Raw genomic sequence first — 26,937 nt, 5'->3', positions numbered from 1 at the left:
CTCTATTAGTATTCTAGCATTTCATTGGTCATGCCAGAGAAAAATTGATAATCATTTAAATGCAGTTGATCTGATGAAATAAATTCAAGAGAAACTTTCATCTGTTTAGCGAGTTTAATTAATGCTTTTTCATCACCTTCTACATCCATGTAATGGCGTAAGATAGGGTGTAATGAGATATATAGAGAGTATTGTTCTGATTCATGGATTATTTTTTTTAAATTACGTTCCATCTCAATAACAATGCTTTCATGGGTTTTAATTAATCCATTTCCATGACAGTAAGGGCATGAAGTAAACATGGTTTGTAATAGAGATTCTCTGTTACGTTGTCTGGTCATCTCTATAAGGCCGAAATCACTCATGCTTAATATAGTGCATTTTGCAGAATCTGTTTTCATTTGTTCTTTAAAATTATCTAAAACACGTTTTTGATTTTTGCGAGTTTTCATATCAATAAAATCAATAATGACCAAACCACCAATGTTTCTTAAGCGAAGTTGACGGGCAATTTCTTCACTAGCTTCAAGATTAATTTGAACTAATGTTTCTTCTAAATCTGATTCTACATTAGTGCTTCTTCCTGAATTGACATCTATTGTATGCATTGCTTCTGTTTTATCAAAAAATAGATAGCCGCCACTAGAGAGCCATATCTTTCTTTTGATAGCTTTTTCAATTTCACGTTCTACATTGAATCTTTCAAAAATAGGTACTTTATCTCTGTAGTATTCTATTTTTAATGTTTGTTCCATTGTGAACTTGCGATACATTTTTTTGCATTTTTGAAACATTGCATAATTGTCTATTAAAAGACGGTCATAATTCTTATCAATGCAGGTAGTTAAAACTTTTTTAACAATGTCACTTTCTTCATAAAGTAAGCCAGTTCCAGCTGTATCATGGAATCGATCCATGATTTGAGTCCATGATTCAAGTAATTCATGGGCTTCATTAATTAACATTTCAGTAGAGGTATACATACTAGCTGTACGGCAAATCAGGCCCATGTCTTGAGGCATTTCAAAAGCACGAATTAAGCGCTTTAATTTTTCTCGAACTAATACATCTTCTATTTTTCGAGAAACGCCTCTGTGAGGAGAGTTGGGAAGAAGGACAAGATAACGTCCAGGAATAGCTATGTTAGAAGTGAGGCGGGCGCCTTTATTACCTATAGGTTCTTTGACTACTTGAACAAGGACTGTTTGATCCATTTTCAAGATTTCATCAATATTTTTTTGTTCTTGGCGTTTGGTATCAACTTCTTGAATGTCATAATCCAAGTCAAAGTCCATTTCAAACATTTGTTCAAATTTTTTTGTGTTTTCTATGATATCAGAAATATGGATGAATCCATTTTCTCCTTCATCAATATCAATGAAAGCAGATTGAATATTACGAAGAATATTAGTAACTCTTCCTCGGTAAATATTGCCTTTGAGTTGACGAGTTTTTTTTCGTTCAACAATTAAGTCAGCCAGCAGGCCATGTTCCAGATGTGCATATCGAATCTCTTTCGATTCCACGTTTAGAAGAACGTCATTATCCATAGGTTGCCTGTGCTCATTTTCAACGCAAGAAAAAGAGGCGAAGTGTCAGCCATTAGAACCAAAATTATCAAAGCATGCTTTGGTAAAGTATATTAGCTCTTTTGTTAAGAATTTTCTTTACTTATTTCATAGCTAAAATCAACAGTAAAATTGCTGTTTTTATCTTTAAAATAAGCGATATATCCTTCAAGCTTTCAAGACTTACTCGCTTTCATGAGGTGCGCATTCTAGTTGAAACCTAAGAACTTTTCTACAAAAATAGTAGACGAGTTCATTTTTCAAAAACATAGCAGAATTTTATTATTTTTTGTTCTTCTGTTATTTTTTAAGATTTTTAAAAATATAGTTTTTGAAGAGGATGTTGCTTGGTAAAAAATGCATAAATGATTAAAATCAATCTCTGAATTGGGTTTTTTTCTGGCCAGTATGCATTACTCTAGAGGTGTATAAAATTTTTTTGGTCAATTTTTTGAAGAAAACCTTAATCTTAATAAGGAGTTTTTATGGCAGTTCCTCGTAATCGCTTGAGTAATGCCCGAAAAAATATAAGAAGAAGTCATCATGCTAAGAAGCCTAAAGATCTGCTTGTATGCGATAATTGTGCTGGGCCAAGACGTTCTCATTGTGTTTGTTCTACTTGTGGGTTTTATAAAGGCAAGCTTGTAGTAAGTGCAAAAGCCTAAATTTTTATATGAATTTCTTTTTTTTATAAAAGTTTTTAAATAAGGTAATAGCTATCAAATATAAAAATATTTAATAGCTTGCCTTGATTAAAAAACATGCATCATAAATTCTATTTTCTAATCATTTCATAGTAGAATGTTTTTTTTCTTTTATTATTAATATTAGATGATGTGGTTAGGAATTAATCCTAAAACATCATTAGATTTATTAATTTGATAAAATCTTAAGAATCATGAATTTTTTGTTTATAACGATAAACAAAGTATGCATGACATCAAAAATCTGAATTATCTGTTTTTTTTCTTAAATCATGAAGGCTTTTTTTCCATTTGTTATAAATAGGAATAAGGTCATGATCAACTAAGCTTCTAATTTTTAGAAAAAATATAGAAGCTTCAGCAGAAGCTTGTTTTAAAAATCCAGTTTTACTTTTTCGTATACCAGTTTTAGAAGTAAGTCCTATCATTCTATATTGATTTTGAAGAATAGAAGAAGTAATTAAAAGAATTTTTTTTGGACAACCAGTTAATGAATGATAAAAAAATGTCGACATGAATTCTTGAATAAAATCAACAATGAAGCCAAACGATGTAGAAACATCGTTATCTTTTACTAAAGGATGATTTTTTAAAGAAAAGTCTAATAAGGGAAATATAAGAGCGGCGATTAAAATAGGCCTTTCAATATCCCTATATCCTTTATTAACAAGATTGTCTAAAGCATGGAGATATTGAAATGCTATTTTTTTTAATTCAGGATCCTTATTGAACATTTCAACTTGTTTTTTAAATAATAAAGGAAGCATTTGAGCTTCTTCACTAAGTCGAAAAAAATTTTCAGCATGTCCAAAAATGAGAATTTTAAACACTTCCTCCATTAAACGAGCAGAAGCACTTTTAAAAATTTCTTCTTTGCAGCTATGTAAGGCTTCTAGAGTGTCTTGTTCTACAGAAAAATTGAAGCGAGCTCGGAATTTTAGTAATCTAATCATCCGTACAGGGTCTTGTTTAAAGCGAAGCATTGGATTGCCTATAGATCGGAGTAAAGATTTTTTAAGATCTATAAATCCACCTGTATAATCAATAAGTATTTCTTCTTCTGCATCATAAAAAATACCATTGATAGTGAAGTCTCGTCGCATGACATCTTCTTCAGCAGTTCCCCAAATATTGTCGCGGACAATAAGGCTTTCGTCTTCAGGATCTCCAGATCGGAATGTAGATACTTCAATAATATGTTTTTTAAAACGAATATGAGCTAAACGAAAACGTTTTCCCACTAAAATACAATTACGAAATAAAGCTTTAATTTCTTCAGGTTTTGCAGATGTTGATACATCAAAGTCCTTAGGAGTTTTCTTCATAAGAAGGTCTCGGATACATCCTCCTACTAAATAGGCTAAGTAGCCTGCTTGTCTTAGAGTCTGTACAACAGAGAGTGCATGGGTATTTACTGATTCTTTGCGAATCCCATGTTTGTGTAAGGGGTATATTTGAGGAGTCACGAACGTTGGTCCTTCTTCTCGTAGCTAATAAATATGTAATATTTTAGAAAAACTTTTCTAAAAGTTATTTTATGCCTTAGCATAGCCTGTTTTCTTTCGCCAAAATATAAGTAGAAAATCATGGCGCTACTATCAGTAAAAAGTTTACAGTTTTTGTTTACATTCCTTGTTTTTTTTACAAGCAAGGTATTGGTCAATATTGTATCACAATAATATGGTTGTTTACCATCATGGTTATTTTCCATCTTGAAAGGTTTTAATTTAGTAGTTATTTTTTAAATAAGTTTGGAAAAATTTATGATTGATCCAAAAAAATATTTATTATTTTGTCTAGATTAAAAAATTAAAAAATAAAATTAAGTTAATAAGATAGAAATAGATAGTTTTGTAGACATAAGGGATGTCTTTTATAAGAAACATATTTAATGATGAGATGATAGTTTTTAGAAAGTAAAAAACCATTAAATTTACTCTAAAATTAGAAGCATTTTACATGAAATAAAAAATTTCTGAATAAGTCTTCTAATCCAATTTTTATTATTCTTGCTTGGACGATGAGGTGAAAAAATGATAAAAAAAAGTCCTTTATTTGGCACAGATGGGATTAGAGGAAAAGCTAATTATTTTCCTATGACAGTAGAAACAATTTTATGCTTAGGAAAGGCCTTGGCTATAGTTCTTAAAGAAAGTACAGAACACCCTCAAGTAGTTATTGGAAAAGATACTCGATTATCTGGATATATGTTTGAAAGTGCATTGGTGGCTGGATTGATTTCTATGGGAGTAGATACTTTGCTAGTAGGGCCTTTGCCTACTCCAGGCATTTCTTTTATCACTAGAGCTTATAGAGCTGATGCAGGGGTAGTTATTTCAGCATCTCATAACCCATTTTTTGATAATGGCATTAAAATTTTTTCTTCATCAGGAGTTAAAATGTCTTTAGTAATTGAACAAAGAATAGAAGAGATAATTCTTAATTCTACAGATATTAAATTTGTGAGTAGTGATCACTTAGGTAAAAGTAAACGAATAGATGATGCATCAGGTCGTTATGTAGAGTTTGTGAAATCATGTTTTCCTAAAAAAATGACACTTAAGGGCGTTAAAATTTTTCTGGACTGTGCTCATGGAGCTGCTTACAAAGTTGCCCCTCTAGTTTTTTGGGAATTAGGCGCTGAGGTGGTAGCTGTTGGAGTTACTCCTGATGGATTTAATATTAATAAAGATTATGGATCTTTAACACCAGATGTCATATCCCAGGGAACCATTCATAATCAAGCAGATGTAGGTATTGCTTTAGATGGTGATGCTGACCGATTAATTATGTCAGATGCAAAGGGTAACATCATTGATGGAGATATATTATTGGCTATTTATGCTGATTACTTACATTCCAAATCTTGCTTGAAAAATAATCAAATAGTAACAACAACAATGACTAATTCAGGCGTGATTGCTTATTTAGAAAAACAAGGAATAAATAGTGTTATTGCTGATGTAGGTGATCGGTATGTTGTAGAATCTATGCTAAAAAATGATATTTCTATTGGAGGAGAGCAAAGTGGGCATCTTATTTTTTCTAATTATAGTACAACTGGAGATGGAATTTTAGCCGCATTACATATTTTAGAAGTAATGATAGAAACAGGAAAATCTCTTTTTCAGTTGGCTTCTGTAATACCTAAAAGAAAACAAGCGATTGTTAATGTACCAGTTGATAACAAGCCTCCTTTAGAAGGGTTAATAAATTTTCAAAAAATATTACAAGATATAAATGCTCAATTAGGAAATTGTGGAAGAATATTAGTTCGATACTCAGGAACAGAAAATTGCTGTAGAATAATGGTGGAAGGGGCAAATGATGTTGAGGTACAACATCATGCGCACAGATTAGCTTCAGCAATAATTCATAATGTTGACAATTTTTAAAATAATGGATTAGTCATGTGTGGAATGTATGGATGTATAGGAGAAAACATAGAGCTAGATGCTGTTATTAATGGGTTAGAGAAATTACAGTATCGTGGATATGATTCTTCAGGGTTAGCAGGGTTAAATGATTCTGGTCAGTTGATTTATTTTAAAGCTGTGGGACCAGTGCCTCTTCTTCGAGATGAAATCGAACATCAAAAAAATGCATCTATGAATATTGTAATGGGGCACACTCGATGGGCCACACATGGTCATCCATCTCAAGAAAATACGCATCCTCATTTTGATTCTCTTTATCAATGTGCTGTTGTTCATAATGGGATTATTGAAAATTATGAAGAATTAAAAAAAAACTTAGAAAAACAAAAGGTATCTTTTCTTTCAGATACAGATACAGAAGTGATCCCTCAATTGATTGCCTATTTTTATAAAGGAGATTTATTAACAGCAGTTAGGAAGACAACTTCTTTATTGCAAGGTCGCTTTGCTTTTGTAGTTGTTCATAAAGATAGCCCAAAAAAATTAATATGTATTAATAGAGGTGCTCCAATTATTATTGGAAAAGGGGAGAAAAATATATTTTTTTCTTCTGATTCACAAGCTTTTCCTATAGATATTAAAGAGTTTGTCTATCTGCGAACAGGAGAGACAGCAGAAATTATAGGTCAAAAAATTCAAATTTATAATGATCTTTTTGATCCAATTTTGCCCGAAAAATGGAGAGAAGGTTTTAGAAAGCATTTTCAATTTCAAAACAAAGGGCTTTATGCACATCATATGTTACAAGAAATATGGGAACAGCCAAAGGCTATAACAGCTATTTTAAATACCTATATTAGTAATGATAACCAGTTATTGTTTAATTTCTTAGATCCTTATCTTTCTTTAATTAACCAAGCTGAAAAAATTGTATTAATAGGATGTGGATCTTCTTATCATGCTGCATTATTAATGGCATATCTTATAGAAGATCGTTTTTCAATCTCTGCTTCAGCAGAAATAGCTTCAGAATTTCGTTATAGGAATCCTGTTATTTCTCATAAAACATTAGCTATAGTAATTAGTCAATCAGGTGAAACAGCTGATACTCTTGCTGTACTAGAAATGCTTAAGGAAAAACAAATACTATTTATTATTAGTGTTTGTAATGAAGAAGAGTCTTCTTTAGTTAGAGAGACAGATGCAAGTGTTATCCTACATGTAGGAAAGGAAGTGGGAGTTGCTTCTACTAAAGCATTTACAGGACAATTAATGGCGATGTTATTGCTCTTTTTAAAAATCTTTTCATTTCAAAAGCCAATGACTAAAGAATTGTTAGAATCTATTAAAAAGTTACCTGAGCAGATTAAAAATATTTTAAAACAAGACACTATTATTGCTGAACTTGCTGAAAAATATAGTAGTATTACTGATTTTTTCTTTTTAGGGCGTGGTTATATGTTTCCAATTGCTTGCGAAGGTGCTTTAAAATTAAAAGAAATTGCTTATGTAAGTGCTCAAGGTTATCCCGCAGGAGAAATGAAGCATGGGCCATTAGCTTTAGTCGAATCGTCTACTTTAGCTGTAGCTTTTTGTAAAGGTGCTATTCTTAATGAAAAAATAAAAAATAATTTATTAGAGATTAAAGCTCGTAAAGGATTTATTTTAGCTATAGTTACAGATGGAGAAGAAAGGTTTTCTTCTATTGCTGATGATATTATATCTATCCCTGATGGACCAGAAGAATGTATACCAATTCTAATGGCAGTAGTTAGCCAATTGTTTGCATATTATATTGCTTTAAAAAAAGGCACAGATATTGATTGCCCAAGAAATTTAGCAAAATCAGTAACAGTTGAATAATATTTAATTGTTTTATTAGATAAATGATGAAACAGCTAGCTGCTTATGTAAAAAATGGTATTAATATGAAAATTTTTGCAGGAGCGTTATTGATTGCTGGTAATGCTATAGGACTAGGGATGTTAACAGTCCCTATTGTTACCGCAGAGGCTGGTTTTTTCCCTTCTCTTCTTACATATGTTATATGTTGGGCATTTTCTTTAATAACAGGGTGTTTATTAGTTGAAATTTGTACATGGTTTCAGGATGAGATTAATTTTTGTTCTATGGTTAGACGCCTTTTTGGAACATGGGGAGCTATATTTGTTACAGTTGTGTACTTGCTATTTTTGTATTCATTATCTGCCCTTTATTTGTCTGAAGGTGTTGTGTGTATTCAAACGCTTTTATCGATTAACAAAAATCTAATAATTAACCTTCCAAGTGCCTATTTTGCTATCTTAATAGCGCTAGTATTTGGTGGATTTATTTTTATTGGGACTCATGTCGTTGATAGAGTGAATCAGATTTTTTTAGGTATTTTGGTATGCTCTTTTGTTGTAATGATTTTTTTTATGGGCTCAAAATTTCAGTTGCCCTTTATCCAAATGCATCAATGGGCTCTTTCTCCCAAAAATTTTTCTATAATTTTATTTTCTTTTAGTTATCACAGCATTGTTCCTTCGTTATATTTTTATTGTGAAAAGGATAAAAGCTCTGTGATCTGGGCTTTAATTCTTGGAACAGGTATTGCTTTTTTAACTTACGTAGGCTGGGAATTAATGATGCTGGGTGCTTTTCCTTTAAGTATATTGGTAGAGGCCAGGCATAAAGGCGATACAGCATTATTAGCTCTAAATTATATCCAATGTAGTCCTGTTATTCATGCGATAGGAAATATTTTTTCTTTTGCTATTTTGGTGACTTCCTTGTCTGGTTTAGCCTTAAGTATTTTTGATTTTTTGGCAGATCTATTTCAATGGGCTAAAGTAGGATTTAAACGGTTTCTTTTAGTTTTGATTACCTTTTTGCCAGGATTATTTTTTGCTATTGCATATCCCCATCTTTCAGTAGAAGCGTTAAGTGTTGGAAGTGGATTTTGTGGTATTATGCTAGTTGGTTTATTACCTATTATTGTCTTTTGGAGAGGAAGATATAAATATCCTGATAAACAAAGAATTATACCAGGTGGAAACCTTTTAATATCATTTTTATTACTTTGTGTTTTTGTTGATATCTTTGTTTCCTTTCTGTAGATTTAGGTGTCTTTTAAAGAATTTTTAAAGGTTATTAATATGAGCTATAGTAGAGAAACTGTTAGAGATGTTAAAGCATTAAGTGTTTTTTCTTCTCGTGTGTATGGCTGGATGACCCTAGGGTTGTCAGTAACTGCATTTGTTGCATATACATTAGGTGCGTCAGGTTTATCCATGGCTTTACAGCCTTTTTGGTGGGTTTGCACATTAGGTACATTAGGTATTTCTTTTTGGATTAATCGACGTATTTCGACAATGTCATTAGGTGGAGTTGCTAGCTTATTTGTTCTTTATGCTGTTTTGGAAGGAGTCATTTTTGGATTGGTATTGCCTATGTTTGCGAAAGCTTATGGGGGTGGTATTATCTGGACAGCTTTTCTAACAGCAGCTGTGATCTTTGGAATGTCTGCTTTATATGGAACTTTTACTAAGAGTGATTTGACAGGCTTAGGTAAAATTTTAAGTATGGCTTTTGTTGGATTTATTGTGATTTCACTCTTGTTTTTTGTGATATCAATGTTTGTTCATTTGCCTTTCTTTTATTTAATGATTTCCTACATTGGGTTGGTCTTATTCACAGCTCTTACAGCTTATGATGCACACACTATTCGCAGAATGAGCCAAGAAGTTTCAGTAGAATCAGTTGTTTCATACAAGCTTTCATTAATGATGGCCCTTAGAATGTATTTAAATATGATTATGATCTTTTGGTATTTATTACAAATTTTTTCATCTTCTAATAACAATCGTAAGTAATTATTAAAAAAAAAGAATTTTTAAAGGGCGATTAGCCCTTTACAAAATGCTTGAGCATTAAATGGAATAAAGTCATTTAAGTTTTCTCCACATCCAAGAAAAAGGGGAGAAAGTTTTAATTTGTCTGCTATTTTAAATAAAATCCCACCTTTTGCTGTTCCATCTGTTTTAGTAAAAATGAATCCAGATAAAGGAATATGATTTTTAAAGCCTAATGTTTGTTCATAGGCGGCTTGCCCTAAGGTACTATCAAGTACAATCCAAGGTTCTATGGGCAATTGAGGTGCTGCTTTTTTACTTACACTGATAATTTTTTCTAATTCTCGGATAAGGCCAGTATTATTTGCTTGTCTTCCAGATGTATCTATAATGATAGTATCAGCTGATCTAGAAATACCAGCTTTTATAGTATCAAAAGCAATAGATGCAGGATCTCCTCCAGGCTGTCCTTTAATTAAATCAAAATGTAGACGATTTTGCCAAATTTTTAATTGTTCTTGAGCTCCTGCTCTGAATGTATCTGTATTACCCACAACAATTTTTTGACCATGTTTTTGTAAAAAATTTATGAGCTTGGCGGTAGAAGTTGTTTTACCACTTCCATTAGTGCCACATATCATAATGATTCGAGGAGTATGAATTGTTGTAAGAGAAAAAGGAGGGAAAGGTGATAAAATATTAAAAAGGAAGGTTTCAATAAGTTGAAAAAGATCTTCAGACGTGCTTATAGTATATGTTTGAATATGCGCAGTTAATTTTTCTGTTAATTCTCTGCCAAAGTCAGCTCCATAAAAAAGAGACTGTAGTTCATCTATGTTGTAAGAGAATTGTTTTTTGCCTATTAATGTAAGCAAAGCATTTTTGAATAGTTTTAACATAATATAAGGTCTTATTACTTATTAGAAAATTATAGCAGAACAGAAAAAATAATCGAGCTCATTTTTATTTTCATGATCAAGTTTTGGGTAATGTTTTGTAGGTTAAGGTATAGACATAGTTCAAGTATTCAGTAAAACTTTCGTTAAAATGAATATCGCGTATAAATCTTTGTATTGTTATATTTCTATTGTTATACTCATATTTTGATCGATTTAATTAAGCGGAAGGTAATATGCGCAAGATCCCTCATCTTAGCATCCTGTTTTTAATGACATTAATGTTTTCTTTAAGCATAGAAGCTAGAGTTAGTATGCCAAAGACTCATAGCGTAGAAGAAACTTCGTCTAAAGGCTTATTACATCAAATTGCTCAAGATTTTGCTAAAGTTTCTAAGAAAGCTACTCCAGCAGTTGTTTATATTGAAAGTTATCCAGCAAATAGTCTACAGGCAAAGGTTTCCACAGTTAACCCTTTACAGGGTAATCGTAAAGGGCCATATGAAAATCCTTTTGATTACTTTAATGATGAATTTTTTAATCGATTTTTTGGATTTCCATCTCCACAAGAGAGACAACCTTTGCCTAAAGAAGCAGTAAAAGGAACAGGATTTATTGTTTCAGCAGATGGTTATATTGTAACCAACAATCATGTTGTTGATGGAGCTGGAAAAGTACAAGTTACCTTAAATGGGGGTAAAAAATATGTAGCCTCTATTATTGGTGTAGATCCTAAAACTGATTTAGCAGTTATAAAAATTGATGAAGAACATCTTCCTTTTTTAGAATTCGGTGATTCTGAAGCAGTGGAAGTAGGTCATTGGGCTATTGCAGTAGGCAATCCTTTTGGATTACAAGCAACAGTTACTATTGGTGTCATCAGTGCTAAAGGCCGGAATCAATTGCATATTGCAGATTTTGAAGATTTTATTCAGACAGACGCTGCGATCAATCCAGGTAACTCAGGAGGTCCTTTATTAAATATTGATGGACAAGTAGTTGGTGTAAATACTGCTATTGTAAGTGGTTCAGGGGGATACATGGGAATAGGTTTTGCTATTCCAAGTTCTATGGCTTGTCATGTAATGAAACAACTTATTGAAGATGGTCAAGTTACTCGTGGATTTTTGGGGGTAACATTACAACCAATAGACTCTGATTTAGCATCATTTTATCAACTAAAAGATGTAAAAGGAGCTTTAGTTACAGATATCTTAAAAGATTCTCCAGCAGATAAAGGAGGACTAAGACAGGAGGATATCATTATTGAATGTAATGGTAAGGAAGTGGAAACTTTAAGCGCTTTCCGTAATGCAATTTCATTAATGAGTCCTCAATCAAAGATAGAACTTAAAGTTTTACGAGAGGGAAAAATCATAGAATTGCATATTACAATTATGGCAATTCCAGAAGATGGCACCTCATCTCCTTTGCGTAAATTAGGGCTAAAAGCTCAACCTCTTACTCCAGATCTTGCACAACAGCTTGGTTTTGGAAATAAAAAGGGGATATTAATTGTTCATGTAGAACCAGGTTCACAAGCCGCAGATAGTGGAATTAAAGCAGGGCATTTGATTTTAGCTGTTAATCGTAAAAAGGTATCCACAATGGAAGAATTTAATATAGCATTATCTAATGCTACTAAAGAAAAACGTTTATTATTAATGATTGGGCAACCAGGTGATGTTGTCTGTTTTGTTGCACTTAACATTGATTAAAGATGTATATTCTTTAATTTTTATATAAATGAAAAATCAGTATCAATAATAAATAAATTATAGGAAAATAAACCGCTAATATTTAGAGAAATTCTTAAACTGGTTGTTGTCAAATGGTAAAGAAATTCTTAAATTTTTTTTCTTTGTACTTAAAGTAAGAGGTCTTCAATGAAAGAAGGTGATATTTTCCATGGATTTTTGCTAGAAAAAGTAGAGGATCTTACTGAAATTCGAAGTACACTTGTGCAAGCACGTCATCTTATTGTAGGAAGTCAGGTAATGGCTTTGATTCATGATGATGATGAGAATGTTTTTAATTTGTGCTTTCCTACTCATCCTAATAGTTCCAATGGTGTTGCGCATGTTTTAGAGCATACAGTTTTATGTGGTTCTAAAAAATATCCTGTAAAAGATCCATTTTTTAGTATGTTACGCAGAAGTTTAAATACATTTATGAATGCATTTACAGGAGCAGATTTTACATGTTATCCAGCTGCATCACAAATTCCAGAAGATTTTTATAATCTTTTGAAAGTGTATATAGATTCTGTATTTCATCCCTTACTTCGTAAAGAATCATTTTTACAGGAAGGTTGGAGGCTAGAATTTGCTCCAGCAGCAGAAGGGAAGGAAGTACTATCTTTTAATGGTATTGTATTTAATGAAATGAAGGGTGCATTGATGACTGCAGAGGCTCGTTTATCTGAAGCCATAGGCGTAGCAATGTTCCCAGACATTACTTATGGAGTAAATTCAGGAGGAGATCCAGCAGAGATTATTGATCTTACGATTGAAGATTTAAAAAGATTTCATGAAATATATTATCACCCGTCTCAATGTTTGTTTTATTTTTATGGAAACTTTCCTCTACAAGAACATTTACGTTTTTTGAATGAAGAGGTGTTATCTGAAGTAACATCAGCTCCAGAAGTTAAAAAAATTCCATTACAAACAAGATTTTCCACACCTGTTTATCAACAACATTATTATCCATTGAATGATCCTGATTTAAAAGACAAAAGCTTAGTTGGGTTTTCTTGGTTGACTTGCCATATACACGATCAGGATACGCTCTTAGCTTTTAATGTTATTGAGCTTGTTTTAATGGGAACTGATGCATCGCCATTAAAAAGTGAATTGCTTCGTTCAGGTTTATGTAAGCAGGCAGATGCTTCTATTGATAATGAAATGCAAGAAGCACCATTTACTCTTCATTGTAAAGGATGTGATAAAGAGGCTGCGCCTCTTTTAGAAAAATTGATTCGCTCTGTATTAGAGAAATTATGCAAAGATGGTATTTCTCCTCAGCTTATTGAAGGAGCAGTGCATCAATTAGAATTATCCAGAAAGGAAATTGGAGGGTATTCTTATCCATATGGATTATCATTATTCTTTAGAGCAGGTTTATTGAAGCAGCATGGTGGTCATCCTTTAGATGGACTAAGTATACACAAACGATTTGGTTTACTACGTGAGCAACTGAAATCACCTTTTTATTTAACAGATATTATTAAGAAATACTTGTTAGATAACCCTCACTTTGTTTGTATCACAATGTCCCCGGATCCAGATCTTATAGAAAAAGAAAAGAAAGAAGAAGCAGATAGACTACAGTTAAGAACAGCTAATTTTTCTGATAAAGATTATGTGCAAGTACGAGCAGATATGATTGTATTACAAAAATATCAAGATGCTGATGATGAATATGAAGATATCTTACCTAAAATAGCTCTTTCTAAAATTAGTCGTAAAACAAAAGAATTTGAATTAAATGAACTAGAAGGAGAAAATTTTAAAATATTTCATCATGATTGTTTTACTAATGATATTATTTTTGTAGATTTAGTAGCGCCATTAGCTGATATGGATAGTTCTTCATTGTCATGGTTACGTTTATTTGTCTTTCTTGCGCCACAACTTGGTTGTGGAGGTCGTTCTTATAAAGAACATTTAGAATATCTTTTAGAACATACAGGTGGGATAGATTTTACTTTAGATCTTTCTCCACATGCTCAGGATTGTAATAAGATTAATCCTTCTATTAGTATTAGGGGAAAAGTTTTAGAACATAAGCGGGCGCATTTATTTTCAGTATTTTCAGATATGATTTCTTCGATTGATTTTTCTGATAAAGAAAGAATCAAAGAAATATTAATGCAACATGCAGAATCTCTTACGAATAGTTTAAGAAAAAGTCCAGCATCGTATGCAGTTAATTGGGCAGCTGCCCCATTATCTTTGCCAGGATCTATTCAGTATCAGATTTATGGTGTTCCTTATGTTAAAATGATTCAACGTCTTTCAGATTGTTTTGAAGAGCTATTTTTTGAGATCCAGACATCTTTACAAGATATCCATCAGCGTTGTTTGGGGATTAAAGGTACTGATATGTTGTTAAGTTGTGATACTAAGACATTAAAAAAGCTTCAACAGGAACAGTTTTACGGCATTGGTGCAGCTTTTAAAAAAACTATAAAGCCATGGACTCCTACATTAAATACACCATTATCTTTTGCTCCTAATCGAGCTATGGAAATATCTTCTGCAGTGGCTTTTAATGTAGCAGTTTTTCCACTAAATATTTCATATACAGATAGTGATGCTGCTGCTTTAGCTGTTGCTTCTCACCTCATGGACAATTTGGTTTTACATCCTGAAATTAGAGAAAAAGGTGGAGCATATGGATCAGGAGTAACTGGTAATTTTAATAATGGATCATTTTATTTTTCTAGTTATAGGGACCCAGCAATTATAACTTCTTTTGCAGCATTTGATCAGGCAGTAACGTTTATTACATCAGAAGAGTTTGATGATGAAGATCTTGATGAAGCAGTTCTTTCGGTATTACAAGATATTGATGGTCCTATAGCACCAGGAGCACGAGCATCTTTGGCTTACTTTAGATTAAAAGGTGGTCGTACTCCAGAACTACGTAAGCAATACAGAGATGCTTTATTTGAAATGACCTCACAAAAAGTCATAGATGTTGTTATAAAAGTTATTCAATCGCAAAAAGATAAAAAAGAATGTATTATTTTTGCAGGAGAGGCGTTATTAAAGGAAGCAGCTGGTATCTTTGTTCCTGAATTAGCTATAGAAAAAGCTTTTGACAAGTAAAAAAATTAAATTTTAACGCTGGCAATATCTTTTTCTAACAGGTCATCCTCATCTTGCAAAGAACGGGGATAACTAAGTATGGGGTCAAGATCTTCGATGATTTTATCATCAGCTGCAATTTCAAAATTCGCAAATTCACGGGCTGATACTAAAACTCGTTTTTCTAAATTTCCTACAGCTTCGTTATAAGCATCAACTGCATTATGTAAATTTTTTCCCATCTTTGACCAATATGAAGTCATAATGGACAAGCGACGATACAGATTTTTACCCCAATGACCAACCTGAACTATTTGTTTATTTAAATTTTCTTGTTTCCATGAGTGAGCAATTGTTTTTAATGTAGCTAAGAGTGTTACTGGGCTGGTGATAAAAACCCGTTCATTAGTTCCAAATTCTATAAGATCAGGATCGTGTCTTAAAGCATCACTAAAAAAGCTTTCTCCAGGAAGAAATAATAAGACAAATTCAGGAGTATTGTCAAATTGTGACCAATAAGATTTTTGACTTAAAAGTTTAATGTTATCGCGAATTCTTTTTGTGAATTCTCGCATTCCTTGCGCGTATAAAGCGCCATCTTGTTCATTAACAGCATTAAAATACACTTCTGTAAAAGGAGCTTTGGCATCAACAATAATTTGTTTATTACCTGGAAGACGGATGATTAGGTCAGGGCGTTGTTTATGTTCTTCAGAGGTTGGTTGCTCCATAAAGTCACAATTTTTTATCATTCCAGATAACTCTACAACTCTACGTAATTGCATCTCACCCCATTTACCTCGTGTCCCAGGATTTTGTAAAATGCGAACAAGTTTGCTTGTTTCTATTTGTAATAAGCCTTCTGTTTTAAATAAATTTTCAAGTTGTTGATTTAATGAACCATGATCTAATGCTCTTTTACGTTCTAACGCTTGAATTTCATCTTTAAATTTATGAAGAGTTTCAGTGACAGGTTTAACTAAGTTATCAATAGCAGCATATTTAACTTGAAAATGGTGTTCACTTTTTTCATAAAAAGTATTTAAAGCTTGGAAAGAAGCAGATTTAACTTCTTCTTTTAAGCTTAGTGTGGTTGCTTCTTTTTCTAATGCTAAGGATAGTCTAAGAGTTACTTCTTGAAGATTTTTTTCAAGATTTGTCTTATGAATATTATTTTTGATAAAAGATATAAGATATCCTATCGCTATTCCTCCCATAAACGTTGATATTATTGAAAGGATAGGCATGATCATCATAATAGGTGAACACAAATAATTAATTTAAACAATACGTTCAAGTTCGTCTTCTTCTGGTGTAGATAGATAATTTTTTTTCATTCGACGGGCTTTAACTCCTCCTAAAGGAGCTAATACAAGAAGATATAACCATGATGCAGCAGTAAATCCTTCTGGAAAAAAGTCTACAATTCCATAAAATAGTAAGGCAGCAACCAATCCAGTTGCTAAAACCATATAAAACACAGAAACTCGAACATGAAATGTATTCCAACGAGGAAAACGCCATCTAGAAACCATTAAAAAACCCATCAATGACAAAATCGCTGCCATGATAAAGGCTTTTCCAATACCAAGAGGAGCAAAGATTGGGCGTGTCAATATCAGTGATGTCGAGACTAATACAGCTGCAGCCGCAGGAATTGGTAGGCCAGTAAAAAATTTACCTTGTAGAGGATCTATTTTTTTAGGCATTTTTGATAAATTATATCGCACTAATCTTAAAACACCACATAGGGAATAAATCATTGCAGCTATAATAATAAAAAAAACAACTCCTTTATGAATACATTCGTTTTCTAAGCTTTTAATAACAAATATAGAAGGAGCAATACCAAAGGTTACTGAGTCAGATAAAGAATCAAATTGTCCACCAAAAGCACTTTCTGCATTAATCATTCGGGCAACAGCGCCATCAGCTACATCTGCTACAGAAGCAATTAATAATAATATTGAAAGTCCTTGAAGCATAGAAAGTAAATCTCTAGAAGAATCTTTAAGGATAATTTTGAAAATAACAAACAGTCCACAACAGAGACCAAGAGCTGTAATAGCATTAGGGATTAAAAATACACGTCTCATTAGGAAAAATCTCCATAAAAAGCTATAGCAAAACTATGATTAGTATAGAGAATAAGATAAAAAAGCAATAAGAAAGGTTCTTTACTATAGGGAGGATAGCCATTACTAATTTTTTGAAAAGCCTAATAGCATAAAATTTTTTTTACTTCTAAGAGCAAAGAAAAAAAAAGTGTTTTTCCATTGCAGATTAAGGATAGCATTACTATATATAGTAGTATAAAAGAATAGCCGATACAATATGTTGAGTGCTACTTTCATAGCTGATAATTCAAATCTACAGATCGTTAAAAATAAAAAAATAAGAGGTGTTATGATCAACGCTGAAGAGTACACTAATGGCCAAACATTGTTAAAAGAAGTCTTAATTAAAGATAAGTCAGAGACGAATTTTAATGAGCTTCATTATAAGGTGCTCAAAAGAAATGGAATGATGGTTCCATTTTGTAAAACGCGTATTTTAAAAGCTATAGAAAGTGCTTTTAGAGATGTAAGAAAAATTTCTGTCGATCAAACTCTTTCTTATGTACTTAAAGAAGCAGTTATAGACACTACTAACACAGTGATTGAAGAAGTTGTACGAAATATCTCTTTAGGAAAAGTACTTTCTGTTGAAAGTATACAAGATATTATAGAGGCTGTTCTTATGGCCACAGGATTTCATGATGTGGCTCGTGGTTATATTCTTTATAGAGATCATCATGCAGCAAAAAGAGAAGCAAGTTCTCAAGTGCTTAAAGTATTGCGTAGAGATGGTTCAGCAGTAAAATTTAATCCAATAAAAATTTCATACGCTTTACATAAAGCTTTTCAAGCTACATATAATGTTGGAAGTCAGGGTTCTGAAGGTCTTGTGGAGTGTGTTAATGGCATTACTAACAAGATTGTTGCGTATATATTTAATAATCAAGAAGCAAAGGTGTTAGATATTGAACAAGTCCAAGATGCTGTAGAAAGGCATTTAATGGTAGATGGATATTATGAAGTAGCAAAAAACTATATTCTATACAGATCTGCTCGAGCTCATGAAAGAGAATTAGTTGAGCTTAAGAAAAAAGTCCCTTTTTCAGAAATGCAAGAACAGGTCATAAAGAATGAAGTAGCTATTCCTTCTAATGTTGTTCGCTACAATGTTATACGATCTGATAATACTTCTTATTTTATTGATCAACAGACAGTCGCGCTTAAGATGCAATCATTATGTGCTCGATTCGATTCAAAAATTATTTCTGCAAATGAATTATCAGCATTATCTTTTTCTAATTTTTATAATGATATGAAGGAAGAAGAAGTTGATTTAGCAAATATTATGGCTGCAAGAGCAAAGATTGAAAAAGAACCAGAATATGCTTTTGTAGCAGCAGATCTTTTAGTGGATGTCTTGTTTCGGGAAGTTATAGGGGTAAGTATTACAGATGTAAATCTAAATGTAGCTCATAAAAAATATTTTTATTCTTATTTAGATTTTGGAATTTCTATTGGACGCTTAGATCCACGGTTAAAAGACTATGATATAGAAATGTTATCAAATGCATTAGTATTAGAAAGAGATCGTAAATTTGCTTATCTAGGTATACAAACTCTTTATGATAGATATTTTCTTCAGCATGAAGGGCGTCGTATTGAAACTCCTCAAATTTTTTGGATGCGTGTAGCCATGGGGGTAGCTTTAAATGAAGGGGAGCAAAAAACAGCCAAGGCAATTGAGTTCTACAATTTATTATCTACTTTCTTATTCACATCAGCAACACCAACCTTATTTAATGCAGGGACAATTCACCCACAGTTAAGTTCATGTTACTTATCTATAGTTATGGATGATTTACAGCATATTTTCAAATTTATTGCTGATGATGCTCTGTTATCTAAATGGGCTGGTGGTATTGGTAATGATTGGACAAATATTAGAGCTACAGGTTCTTTAATTAAGGGAACAAATGGAGTCAGTCAAGGAGTTATTCCTTTTATGAAGGTGGCTGGTGATACTGCTATAGCAGTTAATCAAGGTGGCAAAAGAAAAGGTGCTATGTGTGCTTATTTAGAATTATGGCATCTTGATATTGAAGATTTCTTAGAATTACGAAAAAACACTGGTGATGAAAGACGTAGAACTCATGATATGAATACTGCAAATTGGGTGCCAGATCTTTTTTTCAAAAGGTTGCTTAAGAATGAAGTATGGACGTTGTTTAGCCCAAGCGATGTACCAGATTTACATCATATTTATGGGAAGGAATTTGAAAAAGCTTATGAACAATATGAAAAAAAAATATTAGCAGGTGAGATTAAGCTTTTCAAAAAAATAGACTGTAATGTTTTATGGCGTAAAATGTTAGGCATGGTTTATGAAACAGGTCATCCATGGATTACATTTAAAGATCCTTCAAATATTCGTTCTACACAGGATCATGTAGGAGTTATTCATTCATCAAATTTATGTACTGAAATTTTACTTAATACTTCTGAAGAAGAAACAGCTGTTTGTAATTTAGGATCTATTAATCTTCCAGCACACATTAAAGACTTTAAAATAGACGAAGAACTATTAACTGCTACGATTAAAACAGCTGTACGAATGTTAGATAATGTTATTGATATAAATTTTTATCCAACAAAAGAAGCGAAAACAGCAAATATGCGACATCGTCCTATTGGGCTAGGGTTAATGGGTTTTCAGGATATGTTGTATCAATTGAATATCAGTTATGCTTCTGATGAAGCAGTAACATTATCTGATCGTACGATGGAATTGATTTCTTATTATGCCATTATTGCTTCTACAGAATTAGCTCAAGAAAGAGGGGTTTATTCATCTTATAAAGGTTCTAAATGGGATAGAGGGCTTTTGCCTATAGATACTCTAGATTTACTAGAACAAGAAAGAGGGCATGAGTATGTTGAGCTGAATAAAGACATTGTATTAGATTGGCAGCCTGTTAGAGATCGTGTTTTAAAACATGGCCTTCGTAATAGTAACTTAATGGCTATAGCACCTACAGCAACTATTTCTAATATTGTAGGGGTTACTCAATCTATTGAACCAACATATAAACAACTTTTTGTGAAATCAAATTTATCAGGGGAATTTACTATTCCTAATGTGTATTTGATTAATAAGTTAAGGGAACATGATCTTTGGGATGATGAAATGTTAGATGATTTAAAATATTTTGATGGTTCTTTAAGTGAGATTGATCGCATTCCTGATGATATTAAAAAACTCTTCCTTAATTCATTTGAAATTGATCCTGAATGGTTAATTAATTGTGCTGAAAGACGGCAAAAATGGATTGATATGGGGCAATCATTAAATTTATATTTAGCTGAGCCAGATGGAAAAAAATTATCTAATATGTATCTATTGGCTTGGAAAAAAGGTTTAAAAACAACGTATTATACTCGTTCTTTAGGAGCAACTTCAGTTGAAAAATCTACTATTGATATCAATAAAAGAGACTTGCAGCCTCGTTGGATGAAAAACAAATCTGCATCAGGTAATGTAGTTGTATCAAGAAAGAGTCCAGTTTGTAATCTTGAAGAAGGGTGTGAATCATGTCAGTAAGAAATGTTAATAAGAAGGCAGGATTATGAGTAAAACTATAACAAGTATAGAGAAAGAAGAGCTTGGCGGCTTGGCTAAACGAGTTAATGTCAATGACAAGAGGCTTGTTAATTGTAATGCTGTTGATGTTAATCAGCTAGTGCCTATTAAATACAAGTGGGCGTGGGAACATTATTTAAATGGTTGTGCCAACAATTGGCTTCCTAATGAAGTACAAATGGCCAAAGATATTGAATTATGGAAATCATCACGTTTATCAGATGATGAAAGACGGGTTATTTTAAGAAATTTAGGGTTCTTTAGTACTGCAGAAAGTTTAGTGGGTAATAACATTGTACTTACTATTTTTAAGCATATTACTAATCCAGAAGCACGACAGTACTTGTTAAGACAAGCATTTGAAGAAGCAGTGCATACGCATACATTTTTATATATTTGTGAGTCATTAGCATTAGATGAGAAAGCAGTCTTTAATGCTTATAATGAGTTACCTTCAATTCATCGTAAAGATGCTTTTCAAATGAAGTTAACAGAAGAGATTTTTCATCCAGATTTTTCTACAGAAACAGTAGAAGGATTACAAAAATTATTAAAAAATCTTATTGGTTATTATGTCATTATGGAAGGAATTTTCTTTTATAGTGGTTTTGTTATGATTTTGTCTTTTCATAGACAAAATAAAATGACAGGTATTGGAGAACAATATCAGTATATTTTAAGAGATGAAACAATTCATTTGAATTTTGGTATTGATTTGATCAATGGGATTAAAGAAGAAAATCCAAATATATGGACTTCAGCATTTGAAAATGAAATTTTAGAAATGATACAAGAGGCTGTAAAATTAGAAATTGAATATGCAGAAGATTGTCTCCCTACAGGTATTCTAGGATTAAAGTCTTCCATGTTCATTGATTATGTGCAGCATATTGCGGATAGAAGAATGGAAAGAATTGGCATGAAAATTTTATATGGTTCTAAAAATCCATTTCCATGGATGAGTGAAACTATGGATTTAGCTAAGGAAAAAAACTTTTTTGAAACACGTGTAACAGAGTATCAGACTTCTGCTAGCCTTTCATGGTAGCAGCTGATTTTTTTAGGAAATATGAGACCTTCAGGCCTTACTTGTCCCTTTATATGGAAAGATAGACAACCTTTATTTTCTGATCGGGTTTTGTTTGTACCTGAGTATTATGATCAGCACACAGCTTTTTTATTCCCAGATTGGGATGATCCTGTTTTATTTGGAAATTCTCATCCAGTAGAAATGGAGTTGTGTTCTGGTAATGGTGATTGGGTTATAGAAAAAGCTAAACAAAATTCATATGTTAATTGGGTAGCTGTAGAAATTCGTTTTGATCGGATTCGCAAAATTTGGTCAAAGATGAAAAATGCAAAACTCAATAATGTTATATTGGTATGTGGAGATGCTTTTACTTTTTTAACACATTATTTAAAAAGAAAAAGCATCAATAACTTATGGATTAATTTCCCAGATCCATGGCCAAAAAGACGACATGCTAAAAATCGTATTATGCGCCCAGAAGTTATTCAAATGATCAAAAATGCTTTAGTAAACGATGGAAACATTTCATTAGCGACTGATGATTATGATTGTTTAACGCAAACCATAGCTCTTTATTTTAGTGCAGGATTGAAGCCAATTTTCACAGATCCATATTTTTTGGAAGCAGCTGAAACTTATGGAAATTCATGGTTTGAAAAATTATGGAGAGAAAAAGGTAGAAAAATTTATTACACAATCTTTAAAAACTCTACCATGGATAAGATGGGATATAGCTGACTTGAACAGCTGACCTCCACGATGTCAACGTGGCGCTCTAACCAACTGAGCTAATACCCCTCAATAGATGAAAACAATCCTAAGAGAAAGACTCTTTTAGGTCATTAAAAATAATACATCATAAGTATCGATTTATAAAATTTTTTATTAGTATTTATTTTAGTATGGAATGATCAGTACTTCTTCATCCAGGTGAATAAAACTATGCTCAAAAACCTTTTCTTTAATAATTTGAATTAAAGTTAGGACTTCTTGTGAAGAAGCTGATTTTTTATTTACAATGAAATTTGCATGTTGGGGAGACACAAAGGCATTTCCATACGCAAAATTTTTTAATCCACATTGATCAATTAGTTTTCCTGCAGAAAGATTTGGAGGATTACGAAAAATGCATCCAGCAGTTTTTTCTTGGTACGGTTGAGACTGTAATCGTTGTTGCCGAAATGCAACTTCTTTTTTGGAAGCATAGCTATCAGATGTAAGTTCAAAAATAGCTTTAATGATGAAACCTTTTAAGTTTTGAAAACAAGAAGACCTATAAGAAAAGGAAAGAAGGGGATCATTTTTTTTGAATAGTATAGGAGAACTATTCCAGGGAAAAAAAAGAATGGAATGTAATGTGTTAGATATAGAATCACCATGAGCTCCAGCATTCATAACAATAGAACCCCCAACTGTTCCAGGTATTCCTGTGCCAAATTCTAAGCCAGTAAAATTTAATGAAGCGGTTAAACGGCTTAATTTAGCTAAAGAAACACCACTAGCTACAGTGAACTGGTTTTCTTTCTTTTCAATTGATCGAATTTTATTAAGAATTACAAGCCCATTAAATCCTTGATCATTGAAAAGACAGTTAGAACCATTTCCTAAAAAAAGAATTGGTATTGAAGAAGGGATATGGGAAGCGAAAAGCTCTTCAGCTTCAGATATAGTGTTTAAAATTTTAAAGTAACGAGCAGGACCCCCAATTCCAAAAGAAGAAAATTTGGCTAAAGACACATTAGTTTTACAAGAAGCCAAAAATTTATGTTGGGGACGATTCATCGAAATTAATGGGTTGAATAGTAGAATTTTCAGCTATTGTTTGATTATATGTTGTTAATACAGCTGCAATAAATAATGAAGCCTCTGATGCAATAAATTTTAAAGCTAATCGAGTTCCTTCAGACATAATAATTTTAAAAGGGGTAATTATCTCTTTATTCATCAATTGATGAATACATAAACGAAGTATATTTTTTTCTAAATAAGGAATTTGATGGAGTTCATAGTTTTTTACAGTATTAGAAATAATTATATCCAGTTGCTCACGATTATTCCAAATGAGTAAAGCTTCTTCAAAAGCGAGTAAAGCAATTTTTCTAGAAACCATGAGATCTTTAACAAGTAGAGGTATAAGGTGTTCTTTTTCAGTATCATTGACTTCAAAGCAAAAAAGCGTTTGTAATATAATTTCTCTGATTTTTTGAGAAGATAAGTTCATAAAATTATGCCAAAAAAATTAATATATACATTGAATGATTACGAATTTGGAAACTAAGTTAAATTTGATAAAAGGTGTTCATATTAACCAATGTTTCTAACAGAATAGAATTGGGAAATGAAAGGTAATATACAAGTAAAATGTTCAATGATGACGAGATTTAGGACGATATTTTTTGTAAAAAAAAAATAATAAGATAAGGATTAATTTTTCATAGTCTTATTTCAGAAAAAAATGGATTTAAAAAATATTAAATAAGCATTAAAAATGAACATTATCTTAAATAAATCATGTTTATTTTGAAAAAATAAACAGAGAAATGCAATCAGGTTTTCTTCCGAGACTATTTTATTGCTTTTCATTTTTCCAAGCATTAATATTTCTTATTTTTAGCGGTTATAAGGAAGGTCTTGTTGCCTATGTTTCTTTATACTGCTGCTGATAGTCTGAATTACTAAAAATAGTTTATTCTAGAATCGATAAAAAAGTATGCCAATAAGGAAACCGGGTGATTGTAAACTTAAAAATTAATAGACAGATCAGAGCTCTTCGTGTCCGCGTAATTGACGCTGAAGGCGTTCAATTAGGTGTTATGGGCTTGAAAGAAGCGTTAGATTTGGCTAGAGAATCTGAGCTAGATCTTGTAGAAGTAGCTCCTAGTGCAGATCCTCCTGTTTGCAAAATCATTGATTATGGAAAACATCGTTATGATTTTACAAAACGTGAAAAAACAACTAAAAAAGTTCAGCATCATGTTAAATTAAAGGAAATTAAGGTAAAGCTTAATATTGATGATCATGATTTTAATACTAAATTGAAAAAAGCACGTCAATTTCTAGAAAAAGGTAATAAAGTAAAAGTTACCTGTGTTTTTAGAGGAAGAGAGCTTGCTTATCCACAGTTTGGATATAATGTGATTGCTAAAATAAAAGAGGGTCTTGCAGATGTGGGACAACCTGAAGCAGAATCGAAATTTATGGGACGGAGCTTAATTTGTATCCTTTGCCCAGGAACTTCGGTAAAAATCAAAAAAAACATAGAATAAGGTAGATTTTAGTATGCCTAAGATGAAAACCAAAAAAGCCGCTGTGGCTCGGTTTAAGGTTACAGGGACTGGTAAACTTTTGAGAAACTGTCCAGGTAAACGACATAAACTGTCAAAGAAAACATCAGCAAGAAAGCTTCATTTGTCCAAGAGGCTTCTTGTTGATGAATCTCAAGTTAAAATGTATAAACAGCTCATGGGAGTGTAGATTAAAATGGTTAGAGTTACTTGTGCTCCGTCATCTCGTCGTCGTAGAAAGCGGATTTTAAAACAAGCTAAAGGTTTTTGGGGGGATAGAAAAAATCATATTCGCCAAACTCGTCCTGCTGTAATGAGAGCTATGGCTTTCAATTATATGCACCGTAAAGTTAAGAAAAGTGATTTTCGTAGTTTGTGGATTTCGCGTCTAAATGTAGCATCAAGATTACAAGGAATTTCATATAGTCGGTTAGTTTGTGGGTTGACTAAAAGTGGCTGTGCCTTAAATAGAAAAATGTTGTCAGAAATGGCTATCCATGACCCTAAAGGCTTTGGAGTTGTTGTAGAAAAAGCTAAACAGGCGCTTATAGCTGGATGAATATTGAAGAAACAATAAATTTGGCTCGTATAGAGATCAAAGAAAAGCTTGCTCAGGCAAAGTCATCTGAAGATTTAGAAGTCATTAAAATTTATTGTTTTGGAAAAAAAGGGCTATTAAAGAGCCTAATGGATAACTTGAAATCAGCGCAAACGGATCAAAAGCCATTATTAGGTAAGGTAATAAATGACTTTAAGGTTTTAATTTTAGATTCGTTTGCTTTATCTGAATCGTTGATTAGTTCTAAGGAGCTGCAGACACGTTTAAATAAAGATGCTATTGATGAAAGTTTGCCAGGATTGTCTTCTTTTTCAGGAAAGGCTCATTTGCTTAAATGTGTTCGTGAAGAAATTATTGAAATATTCAAATTTTTTGGTTTTATAGAGCAAGATGCTCCACATATAGAAAGTGATGAATTTAATTTTGATTATTTGAATTTTGAAGATGATCATCCTGCTAGAGAAATGCATGATACATTTTATATAGCAGAAAAAACGTTATTGAGAACTCATACTTCTAATGTTCAAGTAAGGGCAATGCAAAATTTTAGCCCTCCCATGAGTGTTGTATCTGCGGGGCCTTGTTTCCGTAATGAGGATATCTCTTCTCGCTCACATATTATGTTTCATCAAATAGAGGCATGTAGGATAGAAGAAAATGCAACACTGTCTGATTTATTAGCCTTGCTAAAGGCTTTTTTTTCTATTTTCTTTAATAAAGAAGTAGAAATACGGTCTAGGTTTAGTTATTTTCCTTTTGTAGAACCTGGATTAGAAATTGATGTTAGTTGTTTTGGTTGTGGAGCATCAGGTTGTCGTTTGTGTAAACAACAAGGATTTTTAGAAGTTGCTGGAGCAGGAATGATTCATCCAAATGTTCTTAAGCAAGGAAGAGTTGACTCAGAAAAGTATTCTGGGTATGCTCTAGGTATGGGTTTGGAGCGTCTTGTTATGCTTCGTCATGGTATCAGTGATATTAGGTTGTTTTTAGAAAATGATTTACGTTTTCTTAATCAATTTTAATCAGACAATTGGGTCTGATTTTCTACATTGTATGGAAGAGTGGCAGAGTGGTCTATTGCACCTGTCTTGAAAACAGGAGTCGGGTAACCTCGACCGGGGGTTCGAATCCCTCCTCTTCCATCTTTTTTATTTTAAAATTGAAATTTTAATTAAATT

General features: G+C 32.3%; 21 protein-coding genes and 2 tRNA genes. 15 read left to right on the top strand and 8 right to left on the bottom strand.

Annotated elements, in window-relative coordinates:
• Positions 1–5: 5 nt before the first annotated feature.
• Positions 6–1,550 carry an Rne/Rng family ribonuclease gene (locus tag CLAVI_RS00355; protein WP_194843603.1) on the bottom strand — a complete coding sequence of 515 codons (1,545 nt, stop codon included), beginning with the start codon at positions 1,548–1,550 and terminating at the stop codon, positions 6–8.
• Between the two features lie 503 nt (positions 1,551–2,053).
• On the opposite strand from CLAVI_RS00355, the gene rpmF reads away from it, so the two are divergent.
• Positions 2,054–2,233: a 50S ribosomal protein L32 gene (rpmF, locus tag CLAVI_RS00350; protein ID WP_194843602.1), complete on the top strand. Its 180-nt coding sequence runs from the start codon at positions 2,054–2,056 to the stop codon at positions 2,231–2,233.
• Between the two features lie 275 nt (positions 2,234–2,508).
• Here rpmF and pcnB read toward each other — a convergent pair whose 3' ends face one another.
• Positions 2,509–3,738, bottom strand: a complete 1,230-nt coding sequence (gene pcnB / locus CLAVI_RS00345; protein WP_194843601.1) for a polynucleotide adenylyltransferase PcnB — start codon at positions 3,736–3,738, stop codon at positions 2,509–2,511.
• Between the two features lie 567 nt (positions 3,739–4,305).
• On the opposite strand from pcnB, the gene glmM reads away from it, so the two are divergent.
• Genes glmM through CLAVI_RS00325 form a run of 4 tightly spaced genes read left to right on the top strand, consistent with a single transcriptional unit; the run spans position 4,306 to position 9,503 of the window.
• Entirely contained in the window at positions 4,306–5,667 is a 1,362-nt protein-coding gene (gene glmM, locus CLAVI_RS00340) for a phosphoglucosamine mutase (RefSeq protein WP_194843600.1), read from the top strand.
• Between the two features lie 15 nt (positions 5,668–5,682).
• Entirely contained in the window at positions 5,683–7,512 is a 1,830-nt protein-coding gene (glmS, locus tag CLAVI_RS00335; RefSeq protein WP_194843599.1) for a glutamine--fructose-6-phosphate transaminase (isomerizing), read from the top strand.
• 26 nt (positions 7,513–7,538) lie between these two features.
• Complete coding sequence (locus CLAVI_RS00330) at positions 7,539–8,747, top strand: amino acid permease (RefSeq protein WP_194843598.1); 1,209 nt, start codon at positions 7,539–7,541, stop codon at positions 8,745–8,747.
• 39 nt (positions 8,748–8,786) lie between these two features.
• Positions 8,787–9,503: a Bax inhibitor-1/YccA family protein gene (locus tag CLAVI_RS00325; RefSeq protein WP_194843597.1), complete on the top strand. Its 717-nt coding sequence runs from the start codon at positions 8,787–8,789 to the stop codon at positions 9,501–9,503.
• Between the two features lie 20 nt (positions 9,504–9,523).
• On the opposite strand, the gene CLAVI_RS00320 is transcribed toward CLAVI_RS00325, so the two are convergent.
• On the bottom strand, positions 9,524–10,381 hold the full coding sequence (locus CLAVI_RS00320; protein WP_194843596.1) for a P-loop NTPase family protein: 858 nt from the start codon (positions 10,379–10,381) through the stop codon (positions 9,524–9,526).
• A 233-nt stretch (positions 10,382–10,614) separates the two neighbouring features.
• Here CLAVI_RS00320 and CLAVI_RS00315 point away from each other — a divergent pair, with 233 nt between their 5' ends.
• Positions 10,615–12,096, top strand: coding sequence for a DegQ family serine endoprotease (locus tag CLAVI_RS00315; RefSeq protein ID WP_194843595.1), 1,482 nt, complete (start codon positions 10,615–10,617; stop codon positions 12,094–12,096).
• A 168-nt stretch (positions 12,097–12,264) separates the two neighbouring features.
• Positions 12,265–15,213 carry an insulinase family protein gene (locus CLAVI_RS00310; RefSeq protein WP_194843594.1) on the top strand — a complete coding sequence of 983 codons (2,949 nt, stop codon included), beginning with the start codon at positions 12,265–12,267 and terminating at the stop codon, positions 15,211–15,213.
• A gap of 5 nt (positions 15,214–15,218) precedes the next feature.
• Here the strand turns inward: CLAVI_RS00310 and CLAVI_RS00305 are convergent, their stop codons facing one another.
• Together CLAVI_RS00305 and CLAVI_RS00300 are read right to left on the bottom strand one after the other, a co-directional pair.
• Positions 15,219–16,439, bottom strand: coding sequence for a DNA recombination protein RmuC (locus CLAVI_RS00305; protein ID WP_194843593.1), 1,221 nt, complete (start codon positions 16,437–16,439; stop codon positions 15,219–15,221).
• Positions 16,440–16,472: 33 nt separating this feature from the next.
• The gene (locus CLAVI_RS00300; RefSeq protein ID WP_194843592.1) at positions 16,473–17,288 is read right to left on the bottom strand and encodes a CDP-alcohol phosphatidyltransferase family protein; all 816 of its coding nucleotides are present in this window, start codon (positions 17,286–17,288) and stop codon (positions 16,473–16,475) included.
• Between the two features lie 238 nt (positions 17,289–17,526).
• On the opposite strand from CLAVI_RS00300, the gene CLAVI_RS00295 reads away from it, so the two are divergent.
• From CLAVI_RS00295 to CLAVI_RS00285, 3 genes are read left to right on the top strand one after another with little or no spacing between them, the layout of a single operon-like run.
• Entirely contained in the window at positions 17,527–20,847 is a 3,321-nt protein-coding gene (locus tag CLAVI_RS00295; RefSeq protein WP_228547622.1) for a ribonucleoside-diphosphate reductase subunit alpha, read from the top strand.
• Positions 20,848–20,872: 25 nt separating this feature from the next.
• Positions 20,873–21,934 carry a ribonucleotide-diphosphate reductase subunit beta gene (locus tag CLAVI_RS00290; protein ID WP_407644615.1) on the top strand — a complete coding sequence of 354 codons (1,062 nt, stop codon included), beginning with the start codon at positions 20,873–20,875 and terminating at the stop codon, positions 21,932–21,934.
• A 21-nt stretch (positions 21,935–21,955) separates the two neighbouring features.
• A complete protein-coding gene (locus CLAVI_RS00285) occupies positions 21,956–22,654 on the top strand; it encodes a tRNA (guanine(46)-N(7))-methyltransferase TrmB (protein WP_194843591.1) in 699 nt (232 codons plus the stop codon).
• Here the strand turns inward: CLAVI_RS00285 and CLAVI_RS00280 are convergent.
• The 3 genes from CLAVI_RS00280 to CLAVI_RS00270 form a co-directional block, all read right to left on the bottom strand.
• Positions 22,641–22,714: transfer RNA gene (locus tag CLAVI_RS00280), tRNA-Val, on the bottom strand. The genes CLAVI_RS00285 and CLAVI_RS00280 overlap by 14 nt on opposite strands.
• Positions 22,715–22,813: 99 nt before the next feature.
• Positions 22,814–23,698, bottom strand: coding sequence for a UDP-N-acetylmuramate dehydrogenase (gene murB, locus CLAVI_RS00275; protein ID WP_194843590.1), 885 nt, complete (start codon positions 23,696–23,698; stop codon positions 22,814–22,816).
• Positions 23,679–24,137 (bottom strand): transcription antitermination factor NusB, encoded by a 459-nt coding sequence (locus CLAVI_RS00270; RefSeq protein WP_194843589.1) that lies wholly within the window; start codon positions 24,135–24,137, stop codon positions 23,679–23,681. The genes murB and CLAVI_RS00270 overlap by 20 nt, the downstream gene beginning before the upstream one ends.
• 508 nt (positions 24,138–24,645) lie before the next feature.
• Here CLAVI_RS00270 and infC point away from each other — a divergent pair.
• The 5 genes from infC (at position 24,646) to CLAVI_RS00245 (ending at position 26,901) form a co-directional block, all read left to right on the top strand.
• Positions 24,646–25,182: a translation initiation factor IF-3 gene (gene infC / locus CLAVI_RS00265; RefSeq protein ID WP_194843588.1), complete on the top strand. Its 537-nt coding sequence runs from the start codon at positions 24,646–24,648 to the stop codon at positions 25,180–25,182.
• A 13-nt stretch (positions 25,183–25,195) separates the two neighbouring features.
• Positions 25,196–25,390 (top strand): 50S ribosomal protein L35, encoded by a 195-nt coding sequence (rpmI, locus tag CLAVI_RS00260; protein WP_194843587.1) that lies wholly within the window; start codon positions 25,196–25,198, stop codon positions 25,388–25,390.
• 6 nt (positions 25,391–25,396) lie between these two features.
• A complete protein-coding gene (gene rplT, locus CLAVI_RS00255; RefSeq protein ID WP_194843586.1) occupies positions 25,397–25,759 on the top strand; it encodes a 50S ribosomal protein L20 in 363 nt (120 codons plus the stop codon).
• The gene (gene pheS / locus CLAVI_RS00250) at positions 25,756–26,781 is read left to right on the top strand and encodes a phenylalanine--tRNA ligase subunit alpha (protein WP_194843585.1); all 1,026 of its coding nucleotides are present in this window, start codon (positions 25,756–25,758) and stop codon (positions 26,779–26,781) included. Before rplT ends, pheS begins: the two co-directional genes overlap by 4 nt.
• Before the next feature lie 33 nt (positions 26,782–26,814).
• A tRNA-Ser gene (locus tag CLAVI_RS00245) sits at positions 26,815–26,901 on the top strand.
• Positions 26,902–26,937: the final 36 nt, after the last annotated feature.

Origin of the sequence: Candidatus Clavichlamydia salmonicola, assembly GCF_015356765.1 — a bacterium.
GTDB lineage: Bacteria > Chlamydiota > Chlamydiia > Chlamydiales > Chlamydiaceae > Clavichlamydia > Clavichlamydia salmonicola.
Note: the sequence above shows the minus strand (reverse complement) of the source record. Positions and strands in the feature narration are given on the sequence as shown.

Coding starts and splice junctions, on each gene's coding strand:
- CLAVI_RS00355 (WP_194843603.1), bottom strand. CDS start 1,550: ATGGATAATGACGTTCTTCTAAACGTGGAATCGAAAGAGATTCGATAT.
- CLAVI_RS00330 (WP_194843598.1), top strand. CDS start 7,539: ATGAAACAGCTAGCTGCTTATGTAAAAAATGGTATTAATATGAAAATT.
- rpmF (WP_194843602.1), top strand. CDS start 2,054: ATGGCAGTTCCTCGTAATCGCTTGAGTAATGCCCGAAAAAATATAAGA.
- CLAVI_RS00320 (WP_194843596.1), bottom strand. CDS start 10,381: ATGTTAAAACTATTCAAAAATGCTTTGCTTACATTAATAGGCAAAAAA.
- CLAVI_RS00305 (WP_194843593.1), bottom strand. CDS start 16,439: ATGCCTATCCTTTCAATAATATCAACGTTTATGGGAGGAATAGCGATA.
- CLAVI_RS00295 (WP_228547622.1), top strand. CDS start 17,527: ATGTTGAGTGCTACTTTCATAGCTGATAATTCAAATCTACAGATCGTT.
- CLAVI_RS00300 (WP_194843592.1), bottom strand. CDS start 17,288: ATGAGACGTGTATTTTTAATCCCTAATGCTATTACAGCTCTTGGTCTC.
- CLAVI_RS00325 (WP_194843597.1), top strand. CDS start 8,787: ATGAGCTATAGTAGAGAAACTGTTAGAGATGTTAAAGCATTAAGTGTT.
- rplT (WP_194843586.1), top strand. CDS start 25,397: ATGGTTAGAGTTACTTGTGCTCCGTCATCTCGTCGTCGTAGAAAGCGG.
- glmM (WP_194843600.1), top strand. CDS start 4,306: ATGATAAAAAAAAGTCCTTTATTTGGCACAGATGGGATTAGAGGAAAA.
- glmS (WP_194843599.1), top strand. CDS start 5,683: ATGTGTGGAATGTATGGATGTATAGGAGAAAACATAGAGCTAGATGCT.
- CLAVI_RS00270 (WP_194843589.1), bottom strand. CDS start 24,137: ATGAACTTATCTTCTCAAAAAATCAGAGAAATTATATTACAAACGCTT.
- CLAVI_RS00290 (WP_407644615.1), top strand. CDS start 20,873: ATGAGTAAAACTATAACAAGTATAGAGAAAGAAGAGCTTGGCGGCTTG.
- murB (WP_194843590.1), bottom strand. CDS start 23,698: ATGAATCGTCCCCAACATAAATTTTTGGCTTCTTGTAAAACTAATGTG.
- pheS (WP_194843585.1), top strand. CDS start 25,756: ATGAATATTGAAGAAACAATAAATTTGGCTCGTATAGAGATCAAAGAA.
- CLAVI_RS00315 (WP_194843595.1), top strand. CDS start 10,615: ATGCGCAAGATCCCTCATCTTAGCATCCTGTTTTTAATGACATTAATG.
- CLAVI_RS00310 (WP_194843594.1), top strand. CDS start 12,265: ATGAAAGAAGGTGATATTTTCCATGGATTTTTGCTAGAAAAAGTAGAG.
- rpmI (WP_194843587.1), top strand. CDS start 25,196: ATGCCTAAGATGAAAACCAAAAAAGCCGCTGTGGCTCGGTTTAAGGTT.
- CLAVI_RS00285 (WP_194843591.1), top strand. CDS start 21,956: ATGAGACCTTCAGGCCTTACTTGTCCCTTTATATGGAAAGATAGACAA.